Origin of the sequence: Bacillus sp. GZB (genome assembly GCF_001975995.1) — a bacterium.
GTDB classification, from domain to species: domain Bacteria; phylum Bacillota; class Bacilli; order Bacillales; family Bacillaceae; genus Bacillus; species Bacillus velezensis.
Genome location: NZ_MTQG01000017.1, coordinates 22,629 through 46,752, shown reverse-complemented (window position 1 = coordinate 46,752; position 24,124 = coordinate 22,629). Strand labels below are relative to the sequence as shown.

General features: G+C 46.1%; 23 protein-coding genes and 1 riboswitch. Of the genes, 5 read left to right on the top strand and 18 right to left on the bottom strand.

The annotated features are described in order from the left end of the window. Positions 1-136: 136 nt before the first annotated feature. The 13 genes from BXO87_RS11260 to BXO87_RS11200 form a co-directional block, all read right to left on the bottom strand. Positions 137-856: a YwaF family protein gene (locus BXO87_RS11260; protein WP_046702245.1), complete on the bottom strand. Its 720-nt coding sequence runs from the start codon at positions 854-856 to the stop codon at positions 137-139. A 107-nt stretch (positions 857-963) separates the two neighbouring features. Further along, positions 964-2,904, bottom strand: a complete 1,941-nt coding sequence (locus BXO87_RS11255) for an FtsX-like permease family protein (RefSeq protein WP_032873578.1) — start codon at positions 2,902-2,904, stop codon at positions 964-966. After that, positions 2,901-3,653, bottom strand: a complete 753-nt coding sequence (locus tag BXO87_RS11250; RefSeq protein ID WP_007613227.1) for an ABC transporter ATP-binding protein — start codon at positions 3,651-3,653, stop codon at positions 2,901-2,903. Before BXO87_RS11250 ends, BXO87_RS11255 begins: the two co-directional genes overlap by 4 nt. A 105-nt stretch (positions 3,654-3,758) precedes the next feature. After that, positions 3,759-4,763 carry a sensor histidine kinase gene (locus BXO87_RS11245; protein ID WP_046702244.1) on the bottom strand — a complete coding sequence of 335 codons (1,005 nt, stop codon included), beginning with the start codon at positions 4,761-4,763 and terminating at the stop codon, positions 3,759-3,761. Next, positions 4,756-5,451, bottom strand: coding sequence for a response regulator transcription factor (locus BXO87_RS11240; RefSeq protein WP_007613229.1), 696 nt, complete (start codon positions 5,449-5,451; stop codon positions 4,756-4,758). The genes BXO87_RS11245 and BXO87_RS11240 overlap by 8 nt, the downstream gene beginning before the upstream one ends. 63 nt (positions 5,452-5,514) lie before the next feature. Further along, entirely contained in the window at positions 5,515-6,825 is a 1,311-nt protein-coding gene (locus BXO87_RS11235) for an ABC transporter permease (RefSeq protein WP_020956235.1), read from the bottom strand. Further along, entirely contained in the window at positions 6,815-7,510 is a 696-nt protein-coding gene (locus BXO87_RS11230; protein ID WP_007408816.1) for an ABC transporter ATP-binding protein, read from the bottom strand. The genes BXO87_RS11235 and BXO87_RS11230 overlap by 11 nt, the downstream gene beginning before the upstream one ends. A gap of 15 nt (positions 7,511-7,525) precedes the next feature. After that, entirely contained in the window at positions 7,526-8,506 is a 981-nt protein-coding gene (locus BXO87_RS11225) for an ABC transporter permease ytrC (RefSeq protein ID WP_039063489.1), read from the bottom strand. A gap of 36 nt (positions 8,507-8,542) precedes the next feature. Continuing rightward, on the bottom strand, positions 8,543-9,529 hold the full coding sequence (locus tag BXO87_RS11220; protein WP_076851338.1) for an ABC transporter permease: 987 nt from the start codon (positions 9,527-9,529) through the stop codon (positions 8,543-8,545). A gap of 15 nt (positions 9,530-9,544) precedes the next feature. Beyond that, on the bottom strand, positions 9,545-10,531 hold the full coding sequence (locus tag BXO87_RS11215; protein ID WP_020956238.1) for an ABC transporter permease subunit: 987 nt from the start codon (positions 10,529-10,531) through the stop codon (positions 9,545-9,547). After that, positions 10,525-11,403 (bottom strand): ABC transporter ATP-binding protein, encoded by an 879-nt coding sequence (locus BXO87_RS11210; protein WP_020956239.1) that lies wholly within the window; start codon positions 11,401-11,403, stop codon positions 10,525-10,527. The genes BXO87_RS11215 and BXO87_RS11210 overlap by 7 nt, the downstream gene beginning before the upstream one ends. Next, on the bottom strand, positions 11,396-11,788 hold the full coding sequence (gene ytrA, locus BXO87_RS11205; RefSeq protein WP_003152275.1) for a GntR family transcriptional regulator YtrA: 393 nt from the start codon (positions 11,786-11,788) through the stop codon (positions 11,396-11,398). The genes BXO87_RS11210 and ytrA overlap by 8 nt, the downstream gene beginning before the upstream one ends. A gap of 347 nt (positions 11,789-12,135) precedes the next feature. Continuing rightward, positions 12,136-12,408: a YtzC family protein gene (locus tag BXO87_RS11200; protein ID WP_003152272.1), complete on the bottom strand. Its 273-nt coding sequence runs from the start codon at positions 12,406-12,408 to the stop codon at positions 12,136-12,138. A gap of 237 nt (positions 12,409-12,645) precedes the next feature. Between BXO87_RS11200 and mnmL the strand changes: the two genes are divergently transcribed. The 3 genes from mnmL to BXO87_RS11185 all read left to right on the top strand — a co-directional run bounded on the left by mnmL (position 12,646) and on the right by BXO87_RS11185 (position 14,509). Then, positions 12,646-13,614 carry a tRNA modification radical SAM protein MnmL/YtqA gene (gene mnmL / locus BXO87_RS11195; protein ID WP_038459575.1) on the top strand — a complete coding sequence of 323 codons (969 nt, stop codon included), beginning with the start codon at positions 12,646-12,648 and terminating at the stop codon, positions 13,612-13,614. Continuing rightward, positions 13,611-14,192, top strand: coding sequence for a tRNA 5-(aminomethyl)-2-thiouridylate-methyltransferase MnmM (gene mnmM, locus BXO87_RS11190; RefSeq protein ID WP_007408823.1), 582 nt, complete (start codon positions 13,611-13,613; stop codon positions 14,190-14,192). Before mnmL ends, mnmM begins: the two co-directional genes overlap by 4 nt. Positions 14,193-14,314: 122 nt before the next feature. Beyond that, positions 14,315-14,509 (top strand): hypothetical protein, encoded by a 195-nt coding sequence (locus BXO87_RS11185; RefSeq protein WP_003152265.1) that lies wholly within the window; start codon positions 14,315-14,317, stop codon positions 14,507-14,509. Between the two features lie 53 nt (positions 14,510-14,562). Here the strand turns inward: BXO87_RS11185 and BXO87_RS11180 are convergent, their stop codons facing one another. Both BXO87_RS11180 and BXO87_RS11175 read right to left on the bottom strand, forming a co-directional pair. Then, positions 14,563-15,642 carry a tetraprenyl-beta-curcumene synthase family protein gene (locus tag BXO87_RS11180; RefSeq protein ID WP_031378716.1) on the bottom strand — a complete coding sequence of 360 codons (1,080 nt, stop codon included), beginning with the start codon at positions 15,640-15,642 and terminating at the stop codon, positions 14,563-14,565. A gap of 20 nt (positions 15,643-15,662) precedes the next feature. After that, on the bottom strand, positions 15,663-16,442 hold the full coding sequence (locus BXO87_RS11175) for an alpha/beta hydrolase (protein WP_003152261.1): 780 nt from the start codon (positions 16,440-16,442) through the stop codon (positions 15,663-15,665). Positions 16,443-16,488: 46 nt separating this feature from the next. Between BXO87_RS11175 and BXO87_RS11170 the strand changes: the two genes are divergently transcribed. Then, positions 16,489-17,004, top strand: coding sequence for a gamma carbonic anhydrase (locus tag BXO87_RS11170; protein ID WP_025285156.1), 516 nt, complete (start codon positions 16,489-16,491; stop codon positions 17,002-17,004). 177 nt (positions 17,005-17,181) lie between these two features. On the opposite strand, the gene alaP is transcribed toward BXO87_RS11170, so the two are convergent. From alaP to metK, 3 genes are all read right to left on the bottom strand, one after another. After that, on the bottom strand, positions 17,182-18,585 hold the full coding sequence (gene alaP, locus BXO87_RS11165) for an alanine permease AlaP (RefSeq protein WP_038459578.1): 1,404 nt from the start codon (positions 18,583-18,585) through the stop codon (positions 17,182-17,184). A 203-nt stretch (positions 18,586-18,788) separates the two neighbouring features. Next, the gene (gene asnB / locus BXO87_RS11160; protein WP_003152255.1) at positions 18,789-20,687 is read right to left on the bottom strand and encodes an asparagine synthase (glutamine-hydrolyzing); all 1,899 of its coding nucleotides are present in this window, start codon (positions 20,685-20,687) and stop codon (positions 18,789-18,791) included. A 143-nt stretch (positions 20,688-20,830) separates the two neighbouring features. Next, positions 20,831-22,033 carry a methionine adenosyltransferase gene (metK, locus tag BXO87_RS11155; RefSeq protein WP_003152253.1) on the bottom strand — a complete coding sequence of 401 codons (1,203 nt, stop codon included), beginning with the start codon at positions 22,031-22,033 and terminating at the stop codon, positions 20,831-20,833. A gap of 169 nt (positions 22,034-22,202) precedes the next feature. Further along, positions 22,203-22,342, bottom strand: a riboswitch (SAM riboswitch). Positions 22,343-22,539: 197 nt separating this feature from the next. On the opposite strand from metK, the gene pckA reads away from it, so the two are divergent. Further along, positions 22,540-24,123 (top strand): phosphoenolpyruvate carboxykinase (ATP), encoded by a 1,584-nt coding sequence (gene pckA / locus BXO87_RS11150; RefSeq protein ID WP_007613256.1) that lies wholly within the window; start codon positions 22,540-22,542, stop codon positions 24,121-24,123. Position 24,124 lies beyond the last annotated feature (1 nt).

Below are 24,124 nucleotides of genomic sequence, written 5' to 3'. Positions count from 1 at the left end.
TCCGTATCGAACACGTTATCATAGCACATTCATTCTATCGCCGGAGACGTCTTTTTTCAACATCAGAATCTTAAAAAAATAATGCCGGAATGTTGAAAAAATTACAAATGATTGGATTCGCAAAAACAGGCCGGCCTCATGCTCTTTTCCTCAGCAGCCAAAACGGAATATACAGAATGAAAAAGCTCAATATCACCGCCGCTTCCATTGATAGAAGATACCACGGCCAAGGTCCGAAAACATTCAGAAGCGAAGCGGTCTTCGGTTTTTTCATTAAATATAGGTAATTTGCATTCAGCACACGATCAATAAAAAAGACACACGCCCCGTACAGATTTACGATCAGCACCGATACCCACAGCCCGCGCGCCGACAGCCTGTACCTTTCTGAAGCAGCCATGAATAGACAGGTGAGAAAAACACAGCCGTGGGAGACGAAAAACACGATGTACCGAAAATGAGGGAAAGAATACGCCCCTAAGTCAGGTGTTGCCATCGCCTGTACGGCGCTGCCCAAACCGGCAAAATAGAGGAAGGCGAACAGTTTTTTGCTTTTTGTCATGACCATCAGCATCGCCAAATAGACGGAAAGGTCGCTCAGCTGCAGCGGCAGAGCTGTTTTCAGCGACCAGGCATGATGACATAGCAGCCATATATGATAGCTGATCTGCGACACGGCTAGAAGAATGAACAGTACATAGCGGAAAACGCAATTCGACCGGCCGTGGTTGAGCTTTTTCCGGAACATGATCACGCCCGCCCCCAGCAATCCGATGATCAACAGCGTGAAAATGTGTTCCTTGGAAAAAAGATGAAAGGCCCCTGTTTCAGATTTCAATTGAAAATACTTCTGCATAAGGCTCCCCCGCGCGAAAAAATGACGTATGTCTATTCTTTTAAAAATCGCTTTCTTCTATTCATACAAAAAAAGCCTCCGCTTATGCGGAGGCTCCTCAACTTGTTTTACAATGCGGATTGAATGACCTTTTTATAGTATAGCACCGACAGCATGCCGAAGATGGAGTACAGCAGCGTATACAGCGCCATGACGATGATCATCGGCGTCCACACTTCCGTTCCGAATAAAAACCATCCTGACTGAACGGCAAAATAGCTGTGGAACAGCCCGAGAACGAGCGGAATCCCGAAATGATACGCCTGCTTCCGGCGGATGCCTTTCAGCAGATCCCCCGTTGTGAAGCCGAGCTTCCGCAATATCGTATAATCAGCCTTCTCATCCTCACACTCGCCCATTTGTTTAAAATAAAGGATACAGCCTGAGGTGATCAGAAAGGTCAATCCCAAAAAGCCGACAATAAACATGATCAGCCCCATATTTTTCTTTTGAGTGTCAGCCGTTTCAAATTGCGAAAGCGCGCCGTCTGAATAGTGCTGCGCCTGAAACAGACCATCAGCTTTTTGGATGTCCTCTTCACGTTTGAGTGTAATGCCGAAAAACCGATTTGATTTTCCCTGAATGGACGGGTCGATATCTTTCTCGATCCGGTCGAATACCTGCTGCGTGACGATAACGGTCGGCAGCCCTCCGCTTGTAAATGTATATGACAGGAGGAAGTCGTTCTTCAAGCCCTTATACGCCAGCGGTATTTTATCCGTTTTGCCGTTTATATCAATGGAACCCGACGTTTTCAGGTCGAGAAATCTTTTCATCATATCATTATATCCGGTAAACACGGCTTCTCCGTCAGAAAGCTCCGTCCCTTCTGCGTCTTTCTCGCTTATAATCGGCAGCGCCAAGCTGGACGGGTCTTGTTGAAAGTTTTTCATATCGCCGTTTATGATGTTCTTCATATTGACACCGGCTTGAATGGTCTTGATTGTTTTCACTTTGTGTTCAATTCCGTCTTTCTTCAATAAAGCGGTAAATGAGTCAGTCTCCTTTTGGTTATCAAACGCAAAGTCCGCGGCTGTATTTTGCTCAGCCGATTTTTCCGCGGAGTAGTACGAGATATAGCTTAAAGACAGCAAACCGATTGCCAGCGCCGAAAGAGTCGTAATAATCGTCAGCAATACGGCGTTTGACTTCATCCGGAACATGATGGATGACAAAGACAGCACTTCACTGACATTCAGATACCCGCCTTTTGATTTCCGGATGAGATTTGCCAGAAAGCTGACCGAACCTTTATAAAACAGATAGGTTCCGATAATGACCGAGCCGAGAATAAACACCATTGCCGAAAACAGTTCATTCATGCTCGTAAAACTGCCTCCGAATAAATGCGCGGACACGGCATAGCCGGCGATAATGGCCGCGATACCGACAACGCCGATCGACATCTGCACCCAAGAAAGCCGTCTTATGCCGCTTTCTGACGATGACGCGGTTTTAAATAAAGACAAAATGCTTTGCCGTTTAATAAATAAGTAATTCATCACCATAATCAGCAGGTAAATTGCCCCGAACACAATTAACGTCTGAACGAGCGCCTTGCTTGAAAAAAACAGTGAGACAGAGGCTTTCACACCGACTGTATGAAACAGCATCATCATACATAATTTCGAGAGAGAAAAGCCGGCAAAAATACCGATCCAAATCGATCCGAAATACAAAATGAAATTTTCTGTGCTGAGTATGCGGAAAATGTGCATTTTCGTCATGCCGATTAATCGGAATAAGCCGATTTCCCGGCCGCGCCGTTTAATAAAAATGGTGTTGGCGTATAAAAGAAATACCGACACGATCGCCACAAGCAGTACAGAGGCGGCCCGGATTGCCGCCGCTCCTTTTATGGAGCTTTTCATTTCATCAAGCGCCGGATCGTATTGCATCGTAACAAATGCGAAATAAAGGGCGGCGCTGAACACCAGCGCAAAAACGTAAAGGTAATAGTTTTTCATATTCTTTTTCAGATTCTGGAAGATCAAATGATGAATACTCATGCCTGAACCCCGCCCAATACACTTTGCGTTTTCATAATATCCTGAAAAAAGTCCGGTCTGTCCTGGCCGCCTTTATTCAGCTGTGTATACACACGGCCGTCTTTAATGAAAACCACACGTCCGGAATAGCTGGCGGCAACCGGATCATGCGTCACCATCACAATGGTGGCGCGGCGTTTTTGATTCAGACGGCTGAGTTTATTCAGTAAATCCATGGCAGCCTTTGAATCGAGCGCTCCGGTCGGCTCATCAGCAAAAATAATGCCCGGTTCGTGAATAACAGCTCTTGCGGCAGACGTCCGCTGTTTTTGCCCGCCGGAAATCTCACTCGGATACTTATGTCGCAAATCATAGATCCCAAGCTCCTCTGCCGTCTCGGCAAATCGCAGGTCCGCCTCTTTCTTAGACATTTTCGTAATGGATAACGGCAGGAGTATGTTTTCCTTCACGGTCAGCGTGTCCAATAAATTATAATCCTGAAAAATAAAGCCGAGATGCCGTTTTCTGAATTCGGCAAGCTGTTTTTCTTTCATGGATGTAATCTCCGTCTCATTCAGTTTAATGGTGCCCGCGCTCACTTTATCAATGGAGGAAAGCACATTCAAAAGGGTCGTTTTCCCTGATCCCGACGGGCCCATAATGCTGACGAATTCCCCTTTGTGAATCTGAAGATCAATTCCTTTCAGCACCTCTTGTTTATTCAGCTTGTTTCCGTAGCTTTTTTGTATATTGCCTGCTTCTAAAATCATCGCGTTATGATTCTCCTTTTACATTGGTTATCTTTATTTTAAAAACAGAAGCCGTTTTTTTCGTTTGATTAAGCGAACAAAAGAGAAAAGCATGTGACACTTTTGTCACATGCTGAACATGCTGACGGCATCGTTCTGTTTCGGAAACACCAAGGTAAAAACCGTGCCGCTTTCCGGCTCAGAGCGCACGCTGATCTGGATGAGAAGCGGAGCCGCGGCTTTTCGAGCCAAATACAGGCCCATCCCCGTTGACGCGTGATCACGCCTCATTCGCGTCGAAGTAAATCCCTTTTCAAAAATGCGCGGAAGATCTTTGGGCTCGATGCCGATGCCGCGGTCTTCAATATCCACATGCACAAGGCCGTTTTGTTCATAGCTTTTTACGGTAATGTCATCCGCTTCACTGTATTTGACGGCATTGCTTAACAGCTGCCTGATGATGAAGGAAAGCCATTTTCCGTCACTGTGAACGTCTGGTGAATCAAGCTGAATGTCAAACCCGATCCCTTTTTGTATACACCATGATTGCAGATTTTTAATTTCTTTGAAAACGAGCGGTCTGAGCTGAACGCGCTGGAATGATAAATCATTTTCAATAAAGGACAATCGTTTCTGATGAAGCTGCTGGTCCAGAAGATGGTGAATCCGCAGCCATTCATACAGCAAAGGGGCTTTCAGCTGCTGTTCATCAAGGCGCTCGATCATGAGATGCATCGCTGTCAGCGGTGTTTTGACCTCGTGAATCCATGACATCAGATCGTCCTTTTCATGCTCTGACGCCGTCTGAAGATGAAGTGAACTTTTTCTTAACTGCTCTGTCTGCCCTTCAATGCTTTCTTCAACGATAGACTCAAACGGACTTTCAGGCGCTTTAAGATAAGACATGTCTAAATTGGCGTCCCACTCTCTTAAGCTTTTATAATAGGCGGTCTCTTTACGATAGCGGAACAAGAGAAATACAAGAAACACAAGAAGCGACAGGTAAACGAAATACAGCACCGAAAAAAACGGAATAGACGGATCAATATATGCCGCAAAAAGGAGCACAGCCTGCTGCAAAAGAAACATCGCGATCCAGCTTTTTCTTTCGAGCAGAAATGATTTAATCATAAAGACCGTCTTCTTCCTTTGCGATGTATCCCTGCCCCACCTTGGTTTCAATCATTTTCCCGATGCCTAATTGTTCGAGTTTTTTCCGCAGCCGGTTGACATTCACCGTCAGCGTATTATCACTGACGAAACGCTCATCATTCCATAGGCTTCTGATGAGTTCTTCCCGACTGACGATTTTATTTTTCTGCTCAGCCAGCAGTTTTAAGATCAGCATTTCGTTTTTGGTCAGCTCGACCGAACCGTTTTTACGGCTGACCGTGTTGGTTTCTGTGTCAATGACCGCCCCGCACCATCTTTTCATCAGCGCCGGTTCTGTGCCGTATTGATGCACACGGCGGAACACCGCCTGTATTTTCGCGATTAACACATCAAAGTGAAAAGGCTTCTGAATAAAATCATCTGCCCCGAGCTGCATCGACATGACCATATCCGCGGGATGATCGCGCGAGGACAAAAAGAGAATCGGTACGTTTGATTGGGAGCGTATCATTCTGCACCAATGAAAGCCGTCAAATTTCGGCAGCTGTACATCAATGATCACCAAATCAGGCTTGATTTCGGAAAACTCCCGGATGACCCGGCTGAAATCTTTTATTCCGTGCACCGCAAATGACCAGCCCGTTAATCTCTCTTTCATCTCGTGAAATAAAGTGTTATCATCTTCTATTAACAAAATGTGAAACATGGTATCCGCCCTTTTCTGATAAATAGAGGAAAAACCGGCTGATGTCCAGCCGGCTTTTTTCCTTTACAGTTCTCTTCTTAATGCGGTCAGAACGTTGGTTTTTGTCGCTTTGCGGGCCGGATTCATACCGGAAATCACCGCGACCCCCGCACAAATGACAACTGCGATCACAACGAGGCTGAGCGGGATATAGGAGAAGGTATAATGAAGATCTTCGGCTCCGGTGTTTCCCCCTACCGCTTTCAAAATAACCGGCACAGCCAGATTGACGGCAAAACTCACTCCGTAAGAAATGATAATCCCGATGACAGAACCTAATATCCCGATATAGGCGCTTTCCATCAGGAACATTCTGCGGATGATGGACGGGCTTGCGCCAATTGCTTTCATAATCCCGATTTCCTGCGTTCGTTCCGTCACCGCCATCGTCATCGTATTGAAAATACCGATGGCAGAAATCACGACGGCGATAAAGCCGACAAAGATCAGGCCGATTTTAAAGACAAGGAAAAAGGTGTTGACGCCCTTCAGCTCGGTAGTGACAGATCTGACATAAAAGCCGTCATTCGTGAGGTCATGGGTAAGCTGATCGACATGATCGAATTTGTCCGCATACACATTGATGCTTTTTTCCGCATTTCCATTCTTCAGATCCAAGAATGTTGAGAAGTCTTTCTTGAATTGATCACTCACAAAAATATTTGTATCCTCCATCCAATCTTGGGACGGTTTTTTTGTAATTCCGACTACTTTAAAGTCGTACGTTTTCGTTTTCTCAACGTCTCCGTCTTTGTTTGTTTTGGAGATGCTCAGCTGTATCGTTTTATTAAGCAGGTCTTTCGTATAGCCTTTTGGTTTTTTCACCTCCGACATGTCGCCTTGGTGATCATTTAACTCTTTGTCGTAAGCGTCAGCCTCTTTTTTCGTCAATAGGTTCTTCGCAAAATCATAGCCGACCACGATTTCATTCTCTGTACGGGCGACTCTTCCCTGATCAAGCTCCATATTGGCTTTGACTTCATCGTTCATGTTTGTCAGCACAATGGCTGAATCTTCATTTGTTCGGTTTCCCAATGACGCTTTGTTCGGTTCATACACTTGTGTTCTTTCAACGACAGACTTGACATTTTTATACTTTTCCAAGTCTGATTTCTTCACGGCTTTTCCGTTCTCTTGGCCGAGCACATTGATTTCCGTAACAATCTGCTGGCTCATCGTAATGTCTGTAATCGTTTTTTGGATGCCGAATCCGACGGAAGCCAGCACCACTAAAAACGCGCACGCCATTGTCGTCGCCAGCACCGTCATGAAAACACGCAGCCGGTTTTTCTTCATATTTCTTCTGATAAAGTGAATCTGATCCTTAAATCTCAACAGTAACGCCCCCTTTTAATACACCGTCATGCAGCTGGAATTTTGAATGCGCGATCGAAGCGACTTCATCGTCATGCGTAATGATGACAAATGTAATCCCGCGCTCCCGGTTCAGCTGCTGAATTAATGCAAGCACCTCAAGTTCCGTTTCTGAATCAAGGCTTCCCGTCGGCTCATCAGCTAAAATAATTGACGGATTTAAAATCAGGGCTCTTGCGATACTGACACGCTGCTGCTGGCCGCCTGACAGCTCATTCGGATAATGATTCGCATGATTCTCAAGTCCGACCCGTTTCAGCATGTCCGCGACTTTCTGCTTGCGTTCAGACGGTTTGACGCCTTTTAAGGCAAGCGGCATTTCAACATTTTCATAGGTTGTCAGACTCGGAATGAGCTGAAAACTTTGAAAAATAAAGCCGAAATGCCCGAGGCGGAACTGCGCCCACTCTTTTTCACTGAAGCCCGTCACATCAGTGCCGTTAATGACGATACGGCCCTTCGTCGGCGCTATGTATCCGGATATTAAATTCAGAAGCGTTGATTTTCCGGAACCGCTCCGACCGACGATACAGGCAATTTCCCCTTTTTCAACGGTCAAAGAGACATCCTTCAATACCGGAACCTCACTCTCTCTGCCTTTCCTGCCGATTTTAAATGAATGATCAATATGCTGTACTTCTATCACGTACACCACTCCCCCTTATATCTGTTTCGTTTTTTTATAGATGAAGTAATAACTGATGAAAAACCCGATAACCGCGCCGATAAGCATGCCGAATATGTAACCGGTATACGAACCGTTATAAGCATATCCGCATACCCCCGCACTTCCCAGCATACTGAGCACCATGACGAGCACTTGAATGGTGCGTTCAATGTGTTTGCTTAGGATAAAATGTCCGCTTCGTTCACTCGGCATTTTCAGGAAATTCACATAGCCGAATAGATAGAAACAAAATCCCATTAATGCGGAGATTAACAATGCGTGTTTCATGTAATACATCCATGATGTATGGAAGTAAGCGGCAGGCATGAAATAGATCAGAAATCCGCTCCAAGGGAAATCAATATCCGGCACAGCCTGCCTGCCAAAAAGGAACTCAGCGTTTAACAGGTAAATCGTCATAACCACGATCGGAAAGACGGAAACCGTGAACGCTGTGATCAGCTGCGCCGCTAAATTGCCCGTTATCGTGCCGGCAGCTGTCACTAATGCATAAATCATCAAGCTGATGACCAGCATCCCTGCGCTGAATGATTGAAAATGATGGACAGCGTCAGGTTTAAGCGCTAGAAACAATATGTCAGATACTCCGTAAGAAACAAATTGCGAGCCGGCTAACACGGCTGCTCCCAAGAAAAACTTCGTATGAAATATCCGGCTTCTTGAATACGGAAGACTCAGTGTAAACATCCTTTCAGCCCGGCCTCCTCTTATCAGAAAAAGCCCCATCATAACCGGAGGAATGAAATGAAGCCCAATCAAATTCCGATTGCTGTAATCAATGCTGAACGTACAAACTGAACCTGAATATTGATGAAGCGCACTCAAACAATCCTTATAGTGAAAATACTCATTTATAATTGCCAAAGGGCCTAAAATAGCTAAGAACCCCGCTGTAAGGAGCAGCAGCGTCTGCCGCTGCTTCCATTCTTTATAAAGCAAACCGCTAATCGGCACCTTGCCTTCCTCCAAACTGCTCATTTTCAAACAGATCTACATATGCTTTGACTTCCTGTAAACCGTAAAATAACTGATGAAAAACCCGATAATCGCGCCGAAGATAATGCCGGCTAAATAGCCGAACATCGTGTCTGTGACCCCATATCCGAAAACGCCGAAACCCATAACGGCAAAGGCAATCACCAAGATTTGCACCGGCCGGTCCAATTTTCTCCAAAGAAAGAATCTGCCGTTCCGTTCATTCGGATGTTTCAGAAAGCTGACGTAACCGATCAGATAAAAGACAAGGCTCATCACCATCGGAATGATTAAAACCAAATCCCTTTCTCTGATCCATTCGTTAAACACATATCCAATAGGGGTTACAAATATAAAAAGACGTGATTCGATATAACTGCTGATAAAAGAAAATTGATCTCCCACACTAAAATCGAAAACGACCTCTAAATTCGCGGCCGGCAGACCGATGAGTAAAAAAGGCAGACTCGTTACGGTAAACGCCGTTAACAGCTGGGCGAATACATATCCCGTTATTGCTCCGGATGCCATTAACAAGGCGTAAGCCATAAAACTGATGACAATCATTCCGATTGAGAAATGATCAAAATCGTACGTATGGCTCGGTTTCAGCAAAGATATCAGCAAAGACGCCGCTCCATAGCCTATCGCCTGGGGAACAACAATGACTGCTGCGCCAAGCCAGAATTTCGTCTGAAAGATTTGGCCTCTGCTGTAAGGCATGCTTAACAAGGCATCCATCGTTCCCTTTGTCCGTTCCAAGCCTAATAAGAAGACGGCAATGATGACACTCACAATCCAGCTGAAGGAAAGAAGCGATCCATTCGTATAATTGACAACGAATTCACAATCTTGAAGAGCTGGGTTATTCAAACATTCTTGATATGTTGAGTAGTTGTTATAAACCAAAAAAGGGTTTGCCGCCATTAAAAGAATGCCGCTGCATAAAAACAACCACTGATTTTTCTTCCATTCTGTGTACAACAATCCCCGCGGTATCATTCCGGTCCTCCTCTCTTACACATGCTTCGTTTTTTTATATATGGCAAAATAACTGACCAAAAATCCGATCGCTCCTCCGACCAGCATCCCGGCCACATACCCTGTCATCGTCTGTCCCGTCGAGTACCCCGCCAGGCCAAAACCGAGAACGGCGATTATAATCACCACAATCTGAATGGGCCGGTCAAGCTGTCTCCAGAGAAAAAAACGGCCGTTCCGTTCCGCCGGCTGTCTGACATAGCAAAAGTACCCGATGGCATAAAATACAATGCTCATCACTGCCGGGATGATTAATATATACTTGCTGGCAGATACCCAATCTGTATCTATGTACATGATCGGAATCAAGTATTGAAAAAGATTGTTTACTTTGAGATAAGCCTCGACTGACGGCATCAGCTCATACATGCTGACTCCGAAGATGACTTCTACATTGGACAGCGGCAGCGTAATAATCAGGTAAGGCGCTATCGACACAGTAAACGCCGTTAACAGCTGGGCGAACGTATTGCCCGTTAAGCAGCCTGCACTCGCGACCAATGCAAAAGCCAAAATACTCACAATAATCTCTCCGACGCTGTAATGGTGGAAGAAATATACGCGCTCAGGCTTTAACAGAAGAATGAGCAGCTCAGCCAGCCCGTAGCCGATCACCTGAGCGCCGGTAATGACCGCCGCCCCGAGCCAAAATTTAGTGTGAAACACCTGAGCGCGGGAATAAGGCAGACTGAAAAGCGCATCAATCGTTCCTTTCGTACGTTCCAGTCCGAATAAGCAAACCGCTAAGATGACAGCGGGCGCCCAGTTCAAGTTCAGCATTCCGCTATCCAAAGAATTCACATAAAACTTACAATATGCTCCGTGGGTGTCCAGACAGCCTTGATAAACCAGATAGGTATTTAACACTTCAAATGGATTGACCGCCGCTAAAAAAATGCCGACCATCACAAGAACAGTTCGATTCTGCACCCATTCCCTGTACAGCAATCCCCTGTCTACCATCTCCGGTTCCCTCCAAACTTCGCGATGAAGACCTCTTCTAAGTTCACAGGAAGTTCATTCCATACTTTCGGCCGCAGCTCTTGCAGAAAGTTCTTTTTCTTCTCATCGTTCTTTTGAATCAGCACCGTATAAAACACACCGGCATGGTCGAGAATCGGTATGTTTTGTTCTCTGATCTTCAAGGCGACGTCCTCTTCAAATGCCATTTGGATTTTCATGTACTCTTCCTTCATATCATCCAAGTCCATCACATTCGTCAGCTGATTTCCTTCCAAAAATCCGATCCGGTTGCACATTCGCTCAATATCTTCTAAACGGTGTGAAGTAATCAGAATACTCGTTTCCCGTTCAGCCACTTCATCCACCATAAGCTGCAGCACGTCATGACGCGTTACGGCGTCAATTCCGTCCGTCGGTTCATCCAAAAGGATAAGAGCCGGGCGTGAAGCAAAGGCAAGGACGAGCGCTAGCTGTTTTTTCAGGCCTGTCGATAATTCACGGTATTTCTTCGTTTCCGGAATGCCGTACCTGTTCATCAGCTCATTGGCGTAAGTCACATCAAAATTCGGATAGATTCTGCTTACAATCGCAACAAGCTGTTTATATGTATACTTGTCATAAAAAGGATTTTCAACAGGCATATAAATGATGTTCTGTTTTACTTTCGGATGCCGCTTTATTTCCACCTGATTAAATAAAACCGTCCCTTGATCCGGCAGCAGAATCTGCTGAATGAGCCGGAGCAGTGTTGTTTTCCCTGATCCATTTCGCCCGAGCAGCCCGAAAATTTCCCCTTTTCCGATGGTGAGCGAAATATCCTTGAGCACTTCTTTACCGTCTATCGTTTTTGAGAGATTCCGCAATTCAATCATGATCCTTGCCTCCTTTCACATCAGCGCTGATTTCCTTTATCCATTCCTGCAGCTTCTCCAGCTCAACTCCCGCGTAATGGGCATCGATGATGAGCTGTTTCAATTGCTCTTTTATCATCGTCATCTTCCCTTCAACCAATGTCGTTTTTGCATTCTCCGATATATACGTTCCTCTTCCCCTCAGCGTTTCAATGACACCATCGCGTTCGAGCTCCTTGTACGCTTTGCTGACTGTGTTCGGATTGGCGATAATGATCGTTGCCAATTCCCTGACAGAAGGAAGTTTATCCCCCGGCTTCATGATCCCTTTTAAACAAAGCTCTTTCAGTTGCTGTATGATCTGCTCATAAATCGGAGTTGAGCTTCTCGGATCGATTTGAATCATTTACTTCCCTTCTTTCTTTTACGAGCTGCTCTCTTTCTTTAAATGTTCTGCCATTGAAAACCGATGACGACAAGAACGACAAACAGACTGCTGGCCAAAACCGAGGCGGCGATAATAAGAGGCACATCTTGTTTTACGGATCTTTTGTTTTTCATGAAAGTTCCCCTTCCCTATGCTTAACATTTATATGTCGATTTCATTTTTTGAGTGTTTTATGTGTATTACATCAAGTAGTACACATAATACAATAAACACACTCAGGCCTATTGTCAATTCTTTTTTTAAAAGAAATACAAAAAACCCGCCGGGATTCCGGCAGGTTTGCTGAACCATTTAAAACGGCGCGGTCAGTAATCAAAATTACGCTGCAAAATCATATTGTTTTGCAAGGTCTGCAGCTGCAATCTCATTCGATAAAGCTGCTCTCTTTGCTGATCATTCGCAGATAATGACAGCTTGTTTAATTCATTCACCGCGTTTTCAAGCATCATTTGCGCTTCACTGTACTCATTATCATTATAATGCTCTTGTTTCGAAGCGGTCATAAATTGCTCATTCGCAAATTCATACGCCTGTTCGCTTCTTTGGAGATGTTCATCTACTGATTGTCTTGTTGCCAACGAAACCCCTCCTCAGTGAATGGGAAATCAAACTTAGTTTGAGCGGACCAAAAATAATAACACCCGAAGGTTGCAGGAAAGAGAACCAAATTTTCCGAGTTTAAGCTAAAGGAATGAGAATCCTGCCCGCAGTCATAATAAACAAAAGAAAGCCGCATCCTGTTTTCAGATTGTGAACCCCCATCATTCATGCTACAATTTTAGGATGCATCTGATGTGAGGGAGGCTTTTTGAACATTGAACGAGAATAACCCTTTTCCTTATTCAAATACGGAAAAACGGTACCATACATTAAATTATCATCTGCGGGAGCATTTCGGGCATAAAGTGTTTAAAGTCGCGCTTGACGGCGGTTTTGACTGCCCGAATCGGGACGGCACGGTTGCACACGGAGGCTGCACATTCTGCAGCGCGGCGGGCTCCGGCGATTTTGCCGGCAATCGGGCCGATGACTTACTCACGCAATTTCACGATATCAAAAACCGCATGCACGAAAAGTGGAAAGACGGCAAATATATCGCATATTTCCAAGCGTTCACGAATACGCATGCCCCGGTAGAGGAGCTGCGTGAAAAATTTGAATCCGTCCTCAAGCTTGACGGCGTTGTCGGCATGTCGATCGCGACCCGTCCGGACTGCCTGCCGGACGATGTCGTGGAATATTTGGCCGAACTGAATGAGCGGACATATTTGTGGGTTGAACTCGGGCTGCAGACCGTGCATGAGCGGACCGCCCTTCTGATCAACCGCGCCCATGATTTTGACTGCTATGTTGAAGGTGTCAATAAACTGAGAAAACACGGCATCCGCGTTTGTTCCCATATCATTAACGGGCTTCCGCTTGAAAACAGGGACATGATGATGGAGACGGCCAAAGCCGTCGCTGATTTGGATGTGCAAGGCATTAAAATTCACCTGCTTCACTTATTAAAAGGCACACCGATGGTGAAGCAATATGAAAAAGGAAAGCTGGAGTTCCTTTCTCAAGAAGAATATGTAAGTCTTGTATGTGATCAGCTCGAAATCATTCCCTCGGAAATGATCGTTCACCGCATTACGGGAGACGGGCCGATCGAATTAATGGTCGGACCGATGTGGAGCGTCAATAAGTGGGAAGTACTGGGCGCCATTCAAAAAGAGCTGGAAACACGGGGAAGCTATCAAGGAAAGCTCTTCAGAAAGATCGGGGAGGAGACCGCCCTATGACCTTGATGCACATCCTCCCTTTCAGTAAAGAATTGCTGAAGTCCGCCGCACAGGAAGGTGATATCACGGTTGACGCGACGATGGGCAACGGACATGATACATATTTCCTGGCCGGCCTTGTCGGTGAGACAGGACATGTCCATGCCTTTGATATTCAAGCGGACGCACTCGCTAAAACGAAGGAGCGGCTCGGTGCCGACTTCAGTCCGCGCGTCACGCTTCACCATAAGAGCCATGATCAAATAAAGGCATCGCTGCCTGAGGATGCGCACGGTCGTGTGGCTTGCGCCGTGTTTAATCTCGGCTATCTGCCCGGCGGCGATAAAAGCATTACGACAAACGGCCACTCAACCATTTCCGCGATCGAACAGCTCCTTGAACTGCTGAAGGAGAACGGGATGATCGTTCTCGTTGTGTACCACGGGCATCCTGAAGGCAAGACGGAAAAAAGTGCATTACTGGAGTACTGCAGCAATCTTGATCAGGAAAAAGCGCGCGTGCTGAGCTACGGCTTTCTCAACCAGCGAAACGACCCGCCGTTTATTATAGCGATTGAAAAGAAATCTGCCGGCAAATAAAGAATCGGCCTGTCATAAGCGGGCCGATTCTTTTTGTGTTTACTTTTTCTGAAAAATCAATTACTATGAAGTAATGGAAAAAAGTTCATCTTTTAAGTGTAACATCTGGGAGGAGCGGCAGTTTGAATATTCTTCGCATCATATTTTCAAGTGTTCCCTATGTGATGTTCGTCATCATTTTATCAAGACATTTAGGATTTGAGTTCGCAAAAACCTATTACTGGTGGTTTGCTGCATTTTTTGTCATCGGGCTGATCGGCAAATTCGCAATGCACCTTGCGGCAAAAAAGAAACCGTTAAAAAAAGAGACAGCGTAAAATGCGCATGTCTCTTTTTCATCAGAAATATTAAGCGTAAGCACTTTCACCCATTACGAACTTTTCGTCCAAGCCATCTTCTGAAATTTGCGGTAGGCTCTTCCGTTGATATAAAAGAAAAATGACGTTTTTCCGCTAGCCCTGATCAGCTTTCGCGCGAGGCGGCCCATTTCTTTTTGGCCGGCGACTTTGTCATCGGATAAATAGACGCCGAGCAGCCCTCTGTTGATCAGCCGGTGAAAATTTTCATGCGGAATGCCTTGCAAATGTTCATCCGCTTTTTCAATAAAATGCTGCAGTCTCTGCATCATTTCTTCATGAGACTGATAATACGTACAGAAATTCAGATCGCCTTCAAGCAGATCCTCTTCCTGGTCAATTAAATAATCAAGCAGTATATGCAGCCCTTGTATGTACGGAAAATAACTGCTGCGGATTTTCTCAGCGGTATGTTCGTTAAAATCAGGCTGGAATGAGTAAGCAACGAGACAGAAAATACCTAACGTCGATCCGGCGCAGGCCGAGAACTCAAACCACTCCATTTCCGGAAGCTGTGACCGGTACTGCTCAAACCAGGCTTTAAGCCTCGGAACGCGTTCATGCTCAACGACATGCTTATGAACCTGAAGGTCGCAATAATAATCACACAGCTCAAGCAAATAAGGTTTAATGATACCGTAATGTTCTATTGACCCGAGCACCCGCTGGCATGTTCTGACCAGCTCATGAAGATAACCGCCGTCATCCCGCTCGTCTCTGTACTGATAGTACGGCCGCACCTCGGCACCGACCGTCAGCGCGTCACGCATGGAGAGATGAAGCATGCGGAAGTCCTCGGGATCAAGCGAGGTGCTGCGGTCGCACAGATTGTCCAGATAATCACTGATTGTCTGATACGCGATGATAAATTGCACGCATTTTTGTTTCTGTTCTCCCGAAAGCAGGGCTAAAATGCCGCCGCCTTCACAATGAAACGACTTATCGCGGATACTTGCGGCCGCCTGCTGCCGCAGTTCGGTATTTTTAATGGAATCTGATTTTTCCCGCCACATGTTCAATTCCTGATGAACGAGCGGAAAAATTTCCCGATACACTTTTGCCATAAGGTTAAAAGGATGTTCCGGTACTGTCAACATATGCACCCCCAGCGAATTCAAATATACTGATCTGTAAAGGCTTTTGCCGCCTTAAACACAGTTTCTCTTTCCGGTTCATTAAAAATTTCATGATAGAGCCCTTCCCATTCCCGGTACGATTTATTATGGGAAGCCACACCGGAAAACCATTTGCGGACCTTCATTTTATCGACGATTTTGTCATCACCGCCCTGCATAAGCAAAAGCGGCACCTTTAAAAACGCATCAGTCGGCACCATAGCGGCATCAATGGTTTTTAAAAGCTCTCTGTACCATCTTACGGATACCTTCGTGACATATAAAGAATCGTTTTGATCCGCTTCAATCATATCCGCATTCCTCGTTGCCATATCAGGTGATAAACCGGAATCCACTCTGAGGGACGGAGCGAGGACGTTCAGTCCTTTAGACGCAAAATCAAGGACTTTATTGACTTTTATTTGCAGACCCAGACAAGGTGATGATAAAATGAGTGCCGTAATGCGGGGATTTCTCTGCTGCTTAAACCATTCTATCGCAATCAGTCCGCCCATGCTGTGGCCCAAAAGGAAAACGGGCGCTTCAAGCGTTCTCGCTTTATCAATCCATATATCTACTTCATCAATGTATTCTTGGAAAGAGCGAATATGCCCTCTGGCGCGGGTCGACGTTCCCTGACCGGGCAAATCGCCCATCACCACGTTATATCCGGAAGATCTCCACATTTCAACGAGCCATTTATAACGTCCGTGGTATTCGCTTGCCCCGTGGATAATGACAATGGTACCGACGGGCCTGTCTGCTTTCCAAGTCCACATGCAGTTCACCTCTTACATAAATTTAGAGAAAGAAGGATGAGACATGATAATCTACCCTTATAAACAATTTACGCCTGACATACATCCTGAAGCGTTCATTGCGGATAACGCCGTCATTACGGGCGACGTCGTGATCGGAGAACAATCAAGCATTTGGTTCTCAGCCGTCATCCGGGGGGATGTTGCGCCGACAAGGATCGGAAAAAGAGTCAGCATACAAGACTTGAGCTGTCTGCATCAAAGTCCGAACCGCCCGCTTCTTATTGAAGATGACGTCACGATCGGCCATCAGGTTACACTGCACAGCGCAATCATCAAAAAGAATGCTTTAATCGGTATGGGCTCCGTCATTCTTGACGGGGCGGAAATCGGAGAAGGCGCATTTATCGGCGCCGGAAGTCTCGTTCCTCCGGGCAAAACCATTCCTCCCGGCTGTCTTGCGTTCGGCCGGCCCGCAAAGGTTATCCGCCGGCTGACAGAAGAAGACATACGGGACATGGAAAGAATCAGAACGGAATATGTTGAAAAAGGCCGATACTATAAAACACTGCAAGAGAAATAAAAATAGATCAGCTTTGTTTTACTACTGTACCATTTTTCAAAATATTATTTAAGTAATAACCATTTGCATTCCGCTGATTGTCAGGAAACAGTAGCAAAATGTTCAGGAATTTGTTTTATTCTTCCCCCGCCGGCCCGATCCTATGAAAAAAAGAGCCCATTTCAGCGGGCTCTTTTTTTACGCTTTTTCGGCGAATGTCTGTCCGTTTTCCAGGTTTATGTGTTTTCTTTTGTGGAAGCCTTTCCCGTAATAGGCTGCTAATAAAATGCCGAACCAGACAGGGCCGATGATGACAGCCACCCTGGTTTCTGCATCAAAAGCCATCAGCACAACGACAAATGCCAGAAATGCCAGCGAGATATATGAGGAAAAGGGGTATAAAGGCATTTTATATTTCAGTTTTTTCCGTTGTTCCGGCTGTAAGCTTTTACGATATTTCATTTGGGAAAGCAAAATAATCGACCATGTCCAAATCGCCCCGAACGTCGCAATGCTCGTCACCCACGTAAACACTTTCGCCGGCACCACGTAGTTCAGCAAAACGCCGATGCACAACGCGCCCGCTGAAACCAATACCGCTTTTCCCGGCACACCGCCTTTTGTGACCGTACCGTATGCTTTAGGCGCTTCATTTTGCTCCGCCAGATTGAACAGCATGCGCCCCGTGCTGAAGATCCCGCTGTTGCAGGAAGAAAGAGCCGCCGTCAATACGACAAAATTAATGATTCCGGCTGCAGCGGGTATTCCGATTTTTTCAAATGTCAAAACAAACGGGCTTCCGCCTGAACCGATTTCCTGCCACGGATAAATTGACATAATGACAAACAAAGCTCCGACGTAAAAAATGAGAATACGCCAAAAAACAGTATCTATGGCCCGCGCCAGTGATTTTTCCGGATTTTTGACCTCACCGGCTGTGACACCGATCAGCTCAATCCCGAGATAGGCAAACATGACCATTTGAAGCGACAGCAGCACCCCTTTAATCCCATTCGGGAAAAAGCCGCCGTGGCTCCATAAATTGCTGATTCCGAGCGCAACGCCTCCGTTTCCGAGACCGAATACGATCATCACCAGACCGATCGCGATCATTGACAGAATCGCCAAGACTTTAATGAGCGCAAACCAGAATTCAAGCTCACCGTACGCTTTGACCGCCAGAAAGTTGACAGCCGTCATAATAACGAGTGCACAAAGCGCCCAGATCCATGACGGCACGTCAGGGAACCAGTAGCCCATATAAATGCCGACCGCGGTGATTTCCGCCATGCATGTAACAACCCATAAAAACCAGTAATTCCATCCTGTTAAAAACCCGGCAAGCGGACCGAGATAATCTCTGGCATACCGGCTGAATGAGCCGGCTACAGGCTTTTGAATCGCCATTTCCCCTAATGCCCGCATAATAAAAAACATAATCAGTCCGCTGCAGGCGTAAGCGGCTAAAATCCCCGGCCCGGCAAGCTTTATGGCAGAAGCCGACCCGAGAAACAGCCCGACTCCAATCGCGGCGCCCAACGACATAAGCGAGATATGCCGCTCTTCCAAGCCGCGGTGAAGCGTTTTTTCTTTGTTTTGCATAACTCTCCCTCCCCCTGATTTTGACAAAGAAACACAAACCGAGACGAAATAGCCAGAAAACACTTTCCGGAATCTACCCGATTAGTCCTATTATAACCTTTTTCTGAATATTGCGTAATACTTTGTCGAAAACAGAGCGGAATAGACGGTTTACAAAAAAACAATAGAAAAAAGGCTTTCGATAACATCGAAAGCCTTTTGGATTAAACGAAAATGACTTCTTTCGGCTGATGATTCAGCTCTTCCGGCACCAGTCTCTTTTCGACATTGATGCTGTGCCAGATCATGAAGATCAGCACGGTCCAGATTTTGCGGCTGTTGTCCGCTCTGTCGGCACAATGATCTTCCAGAAGCTGAAGGACATAATCCTTTTCAATATAAGCATCTGTTTCACTTTCACGAATGATGTTGCGAACCCATTCGTTCATTTCATTTTTCAGCCAGTGGCGGATCGGCACAGGGAAGCCGAGCTTTTTGCGGTTAAGCACATGATCAGGCACTACCCCTTCAGCAGCTTTGCGCAGAAGGTATTTCGTCGTGCCGTTTTTCGTTTTCAGTTCATCCGGAATTTTAGAAGCCACGTCAAACACAACTTTATCAAGGAACGGCACGCGCAGTTCCAATGAGTTGGCCATCGTCATTTTGTCAGCCTTTAACAGGATGTCGCCGCGCATCCACGTATGGATGTCAACATACTGCATTTTATTAATGTCGCTGTATGAACGGCTTTCCGTAAAGTACGGCTTCGTGACATCACGGTATGAAAGCTCTGGATTGTAATGTTTGAGCAGCTGTTTTTTCACGGGCTCTTCAAAAATCTTCGCATTACCGATATAGCGCTCCTCAAGCGGTGTGCAGCCGCGGACTAAGAGGCTTTTCCCTCTCATTCCTTCAGGCATGACGGACGCCACATGAAGAAGCATTTTTTTCAGACCGGACGGAATGCGTTCAAACGGTTTAAGCGAAAGCGGTTCGCGGTAAATATTGTACCCGCCGAACAGCTCGTCCGCGCCTTCCCCGGATAACGCGACCGTTACATGTTTTTTCGCTTCTTTCGCGACAAAGTACAAAGGAATCGCCGCCGGATCTGCAAGCGGGTCATCAAAGTGCCAGACGATTTTCGGAAGCTCGTTCATATACTCCTCAGGAGAAATGACTTTGCTGATGTTTTCAATCCCGAGCGCGGCAGCCGTTTCCTTCGCTACGTCAACCTCACTGAAGCCCTGCTGCTCAAAACCGACGGAAAATGTTTTGAGGCTCGGGTGAAATTCTTTCGCAACTGAGACGATAAAAGAAGAGTCGATACCGCCGGATAGAAACGAACCGACAGGAACGTCACTTCTCATGTGAACTTTGACAGAGTCAAAGATTGCGTCTCTGACTTCTTTCACCAATTTATCTTCATCAGACTGAACAGGCTTAAAGTTCGCTTTGAAATATGTTTTAAACGCGATGTCGCCTTCCGGGCGGATCGTAAACTGGCTGCCCGGCTCGACTTTTTTCACTTCAGCGTCAAGCGTGCTCGGTTCAGGAACGAATTGGAAAGACATATATTGCTGTAAAGAAGCTGTATCAAGATCAATGCCGTTTTGAGCGGCCATTAAACTTTTTCTTTCAGATGCAAAATATACTTTGTCCCCGATGGTTGTGTAATACAGCGGTTTAATTCCGAACGGGTCTCTCGCGCCGTACATGACGCGGTCAGCTTTGTTCCAGATTAAAAACGCAAACATTCCGCGAAGCTTTGAAGCAGCTTCTTCTTTATAATGACGGTATGTCGCAAGGAGAACTTCGGTATCGGAATCTGTATTGAAAGTGTAGCCTTTCGCTTCAAGCTCTTCTCTCAATTCAATGTAGTTATAGATTTCGCCGTTAAAAATGATCCAATATTTTTCGTCTTCATATGATAAAGGCTGTCCGCCGTTTTCTACGTCAATAATACTGAGCCGTCTGAAGCCGAATCCGACGTGCTCGTCATGATAATACCCATCGCTGTCAGGACCGCGGTGAACGATCATTTGGTTCATTTGTTTGATTAGCTCTTCTTGATCTGCGGTTTGAGTTAATGGATGCTTATTAAAAACACCGACAAATCCACACATAGTATAGCCTCCATAAGTGTAATTTTCTAATTGGACCCCCTTTTTATAGACGCTTTGTTACGCCATTGGTTTCACGCTATGTAAAAAATAAGCATGGCAGCATCTACAAAAAGGGAAAGCCGCTTAAGTAAGCGGCTATAAAATTATTCTCCTAGTGCTTCTTTGCGAAGCGCATCCGCCTTGTCAGTACGCTCCCAAGGAAGATCCACATCATGACGTCCGAAGTGGCCGTAAGCAGCTGTCTGCTTATAGATCGGGCGGCGCAGATCAAGCATTTTAATAATGCCGGCAGGTCTCAGGTCGAAGTTATTCCGTACGACTTCGATCAGTTTTTCTTCAGAAGCTTTTCCTGTATCAAATGTATTGATGGAAATAGAAACAGGCTGTGCCACGCCGATTGCGTATGCAAGCTGCACTTCACAAGAATCAGCAAGACCTGCTGCCACGATGTTTTTCGCTACGTATCTCGCAGCGTATGCCGCAGAACGGTCTACCTTCGTCGCATCCTTACCGGAGAATGCGCCGCCGCCGTGGCGTGCATATCCGCCGTATGTGTCAACGATGATTTTACGGCCGGTCAGACCCGCATCACCTTGAGGTCCGCCGATTACGAAACGTCCCGTAGGATTGATGAAGTATTTTGTTTCTTCATCGATCAGTTCCTCAGGCACGACAGGGTTAATGACATGCTCTTTCAGATTGCGCTGAATCTGCTCAAGCGTAATTTCCGGGTGGTGCTGAGTTGAAATAACGATCGCGTCGATGCGGACCGGCTTGTTGTTTTCATCATATTCAACGGTAACTTGCGTTTTGCCGTCAGGGCGAAGGTACGGAAGAATGTCTTCTTTGCGGACTTCGCTCAAACGGCGGGCTAATTTATGCGCCAAAGAGATCGGAAGCGGCATAAGCTCTTTCGTTTCGTTACACGCATAACCGAACATCAGGCCTTGGTCTCCCGCTCCGATTGCTTCGATTTCAGCATCGCTCATTGTGCCTTCACGCGCTTCAAGAGCCTGATCGACACCCATTGCGATATCCGCAGACTGTTCATCAATTGATGTTAAAACAGCGCAAGTCTCCGCATCAAATCCATATTTGGCGCGTGTGTAGCCGATTTCTTTAATCGTTTCACGGACTGTTTTCGGAATGTCAACGTATGTTGATGTAGTAATCTCTCCGCTTACCAGCACAAGTCCTGTCGTTACAGATGTTTCGCAGGCCACGCGCGCGTTCGGGTCATTTTTTAAAATCTCATCTAAGATACTGTCAGAAATTTGGTCACAGATTTTGTCCGGATGACCCTCAGTAACAGATTCAGATGTAAATAGTCGACGGTTTTTACTCATTCACTTTTCCTCCTGAAAAAAGATCTTTTGCAAGACCTTTTCATATGATACGGAACTCGCTCCCTCTTAATACAATGTCATACTATATCAGAGAATGTTAATTGGCATATTTTATGAAATAAAAAAACCTTTTCCACTCGAGGAAAGGGTTTGGTCTGTGTGCCTTTCACTCTTATCGCTCAAGGAAAATATTAAACCTTGCATCAGGTTAGCACCTTGGTTTCCCACAGTGTTTTCACCTGCTTTTTTACAGAGAAACCGGTTGCTGGGCTTCATCGGGCCTGTCCCTCCGCCAGCTCGGGATAAGAGTATCCGCTCAATGAAATATCTTATCGTAAAAGGGCGGAAAGTGTCAATATGAATTAAAGCGATTACGCGCCTTTATTTCGGGAAGCAATGGAAAAACACAAACAAAAAACCGCAAATAGTATAGACTATTTTCAGATATATGTTATACTAATTCCACATTCAGCGAAATACAAATAAACCGGCAAAGGAAGGTTTTTATGAAATTAGTTGATTTAACCGCAGATCTTCAAGCATTACTTGCAAGTCCGAATGTGCATCATAATTTATCGGCTCCAAAACTTACCGAAAAAGTGATCAGCCGAAATGAAGGAACGCTGACATCAACGGGCGCCGTACGCGCCACCACCGGCGCATATACAGGCCGGTCACCTAAAGATAAATTTATCGTCCGTGAACAAAGCACAGAAAATCAAATTGATTGGGGCGCGGTGAATCAGCCCATTTCTGAAGAGGCGTTTGAAAAGCTGTACGCCAAAGTCGTCAGCTACTTAAAACAGCGGGATGAACTGTTTGTGTTTGAAGGATTCGCGGGAGCGGATGAAAAATACAGACTGCCGATTACGGTCGTAAATGAATTTGCGTGGCACAATTTATTCGCGCGCCAGCTGTTTATCAGACCGGAGACGGATGAAAGAGATCCGCAAGCGCAGCCTTTCACCATTCTCTCGGCTCCGCATTTTAAAGCAGATCCGGAGACGGACGGCACGCATTCGGAAACATTTATCATTGTCTCTTTCGAAAAGCGCGTCATTTTAATCGGCGGCACCGAATACGCCGGAGAAATGAAAAAATCAATATTCTCCATTATGAACTTCCTGCTTCCGCAGCAGGATATACTGCCGATGCATTGCTCAGCCAACGTCGGTGAAAAAGGCGATGTCGCCCTGTTTTTCGGCCTTTCCGGCACAGGGAAAACGACGCTTTCAGCCGATGCGGACCGCAAACTGATCGGCGATGACGAGCACGGCTGGTCAGATTCCGGCGTTTTCAACATTGAAGGCGGATGTTACGCTAAATGTATCAATCTGAGCGAGGAAAAAGAACCGCAGATTTTTCGTGCGATCCGCTTCGGGTCTGTTCTTGAGAATGTCGTGCTTGATGAAAAAACGGGTGAAGCGGATTACGACAATTCCTTCTACACGGAAAACACAAGAGCCGCATATCCGATTGAGATGATCGGCAATATCGTGCAGCCAAGCATTGCCGGCCATCCGCAGGCGATCGTCTTTTTAACGGCGGACGCATTCGGCGTGCTTCCTCCGATCAGCAAACTGACGAAGGAACAGGCGATGTATCATTTCTTAAGCGGGTACACCAGTAAACTCGCGGGAACCGAGCGCGGCGTGACATCTCCGCAAACGACTTTCTCGACGTGTTTCGGTTCACCGTTCCTTCCGCTTCCGGCACATGTATATGCCGAAATGCTCGGGCATAAAATCGACGAACACGGCGTTCAAGTCTTCCTGGTCAACACAGGCTGGACCGGCGGAGGGTACGGAGTCGGAGAACGGATGAAACTTTCGTATACAAGAGCGATGGTCAAGGCCGCTATTGAAGGCAGGCTGAACCAGACTGACATGACGGCAGACAGCATTTTCGGCCTGCGCAGTCCCGTTCATGTTCCGGGCGTGCCGGATGAAGTTCTTCAGCCTGAAAACACGTGGAGCGATAAACAAGCATACAACGAAAAAGCGCTGTTTTTAGCCAATGAGTTTAAAGAAAACTTTAAAAAGTTTTCCCATGCAGACTCGATTGCCAAAGCCGGCGGACCTCTCGTGTAAT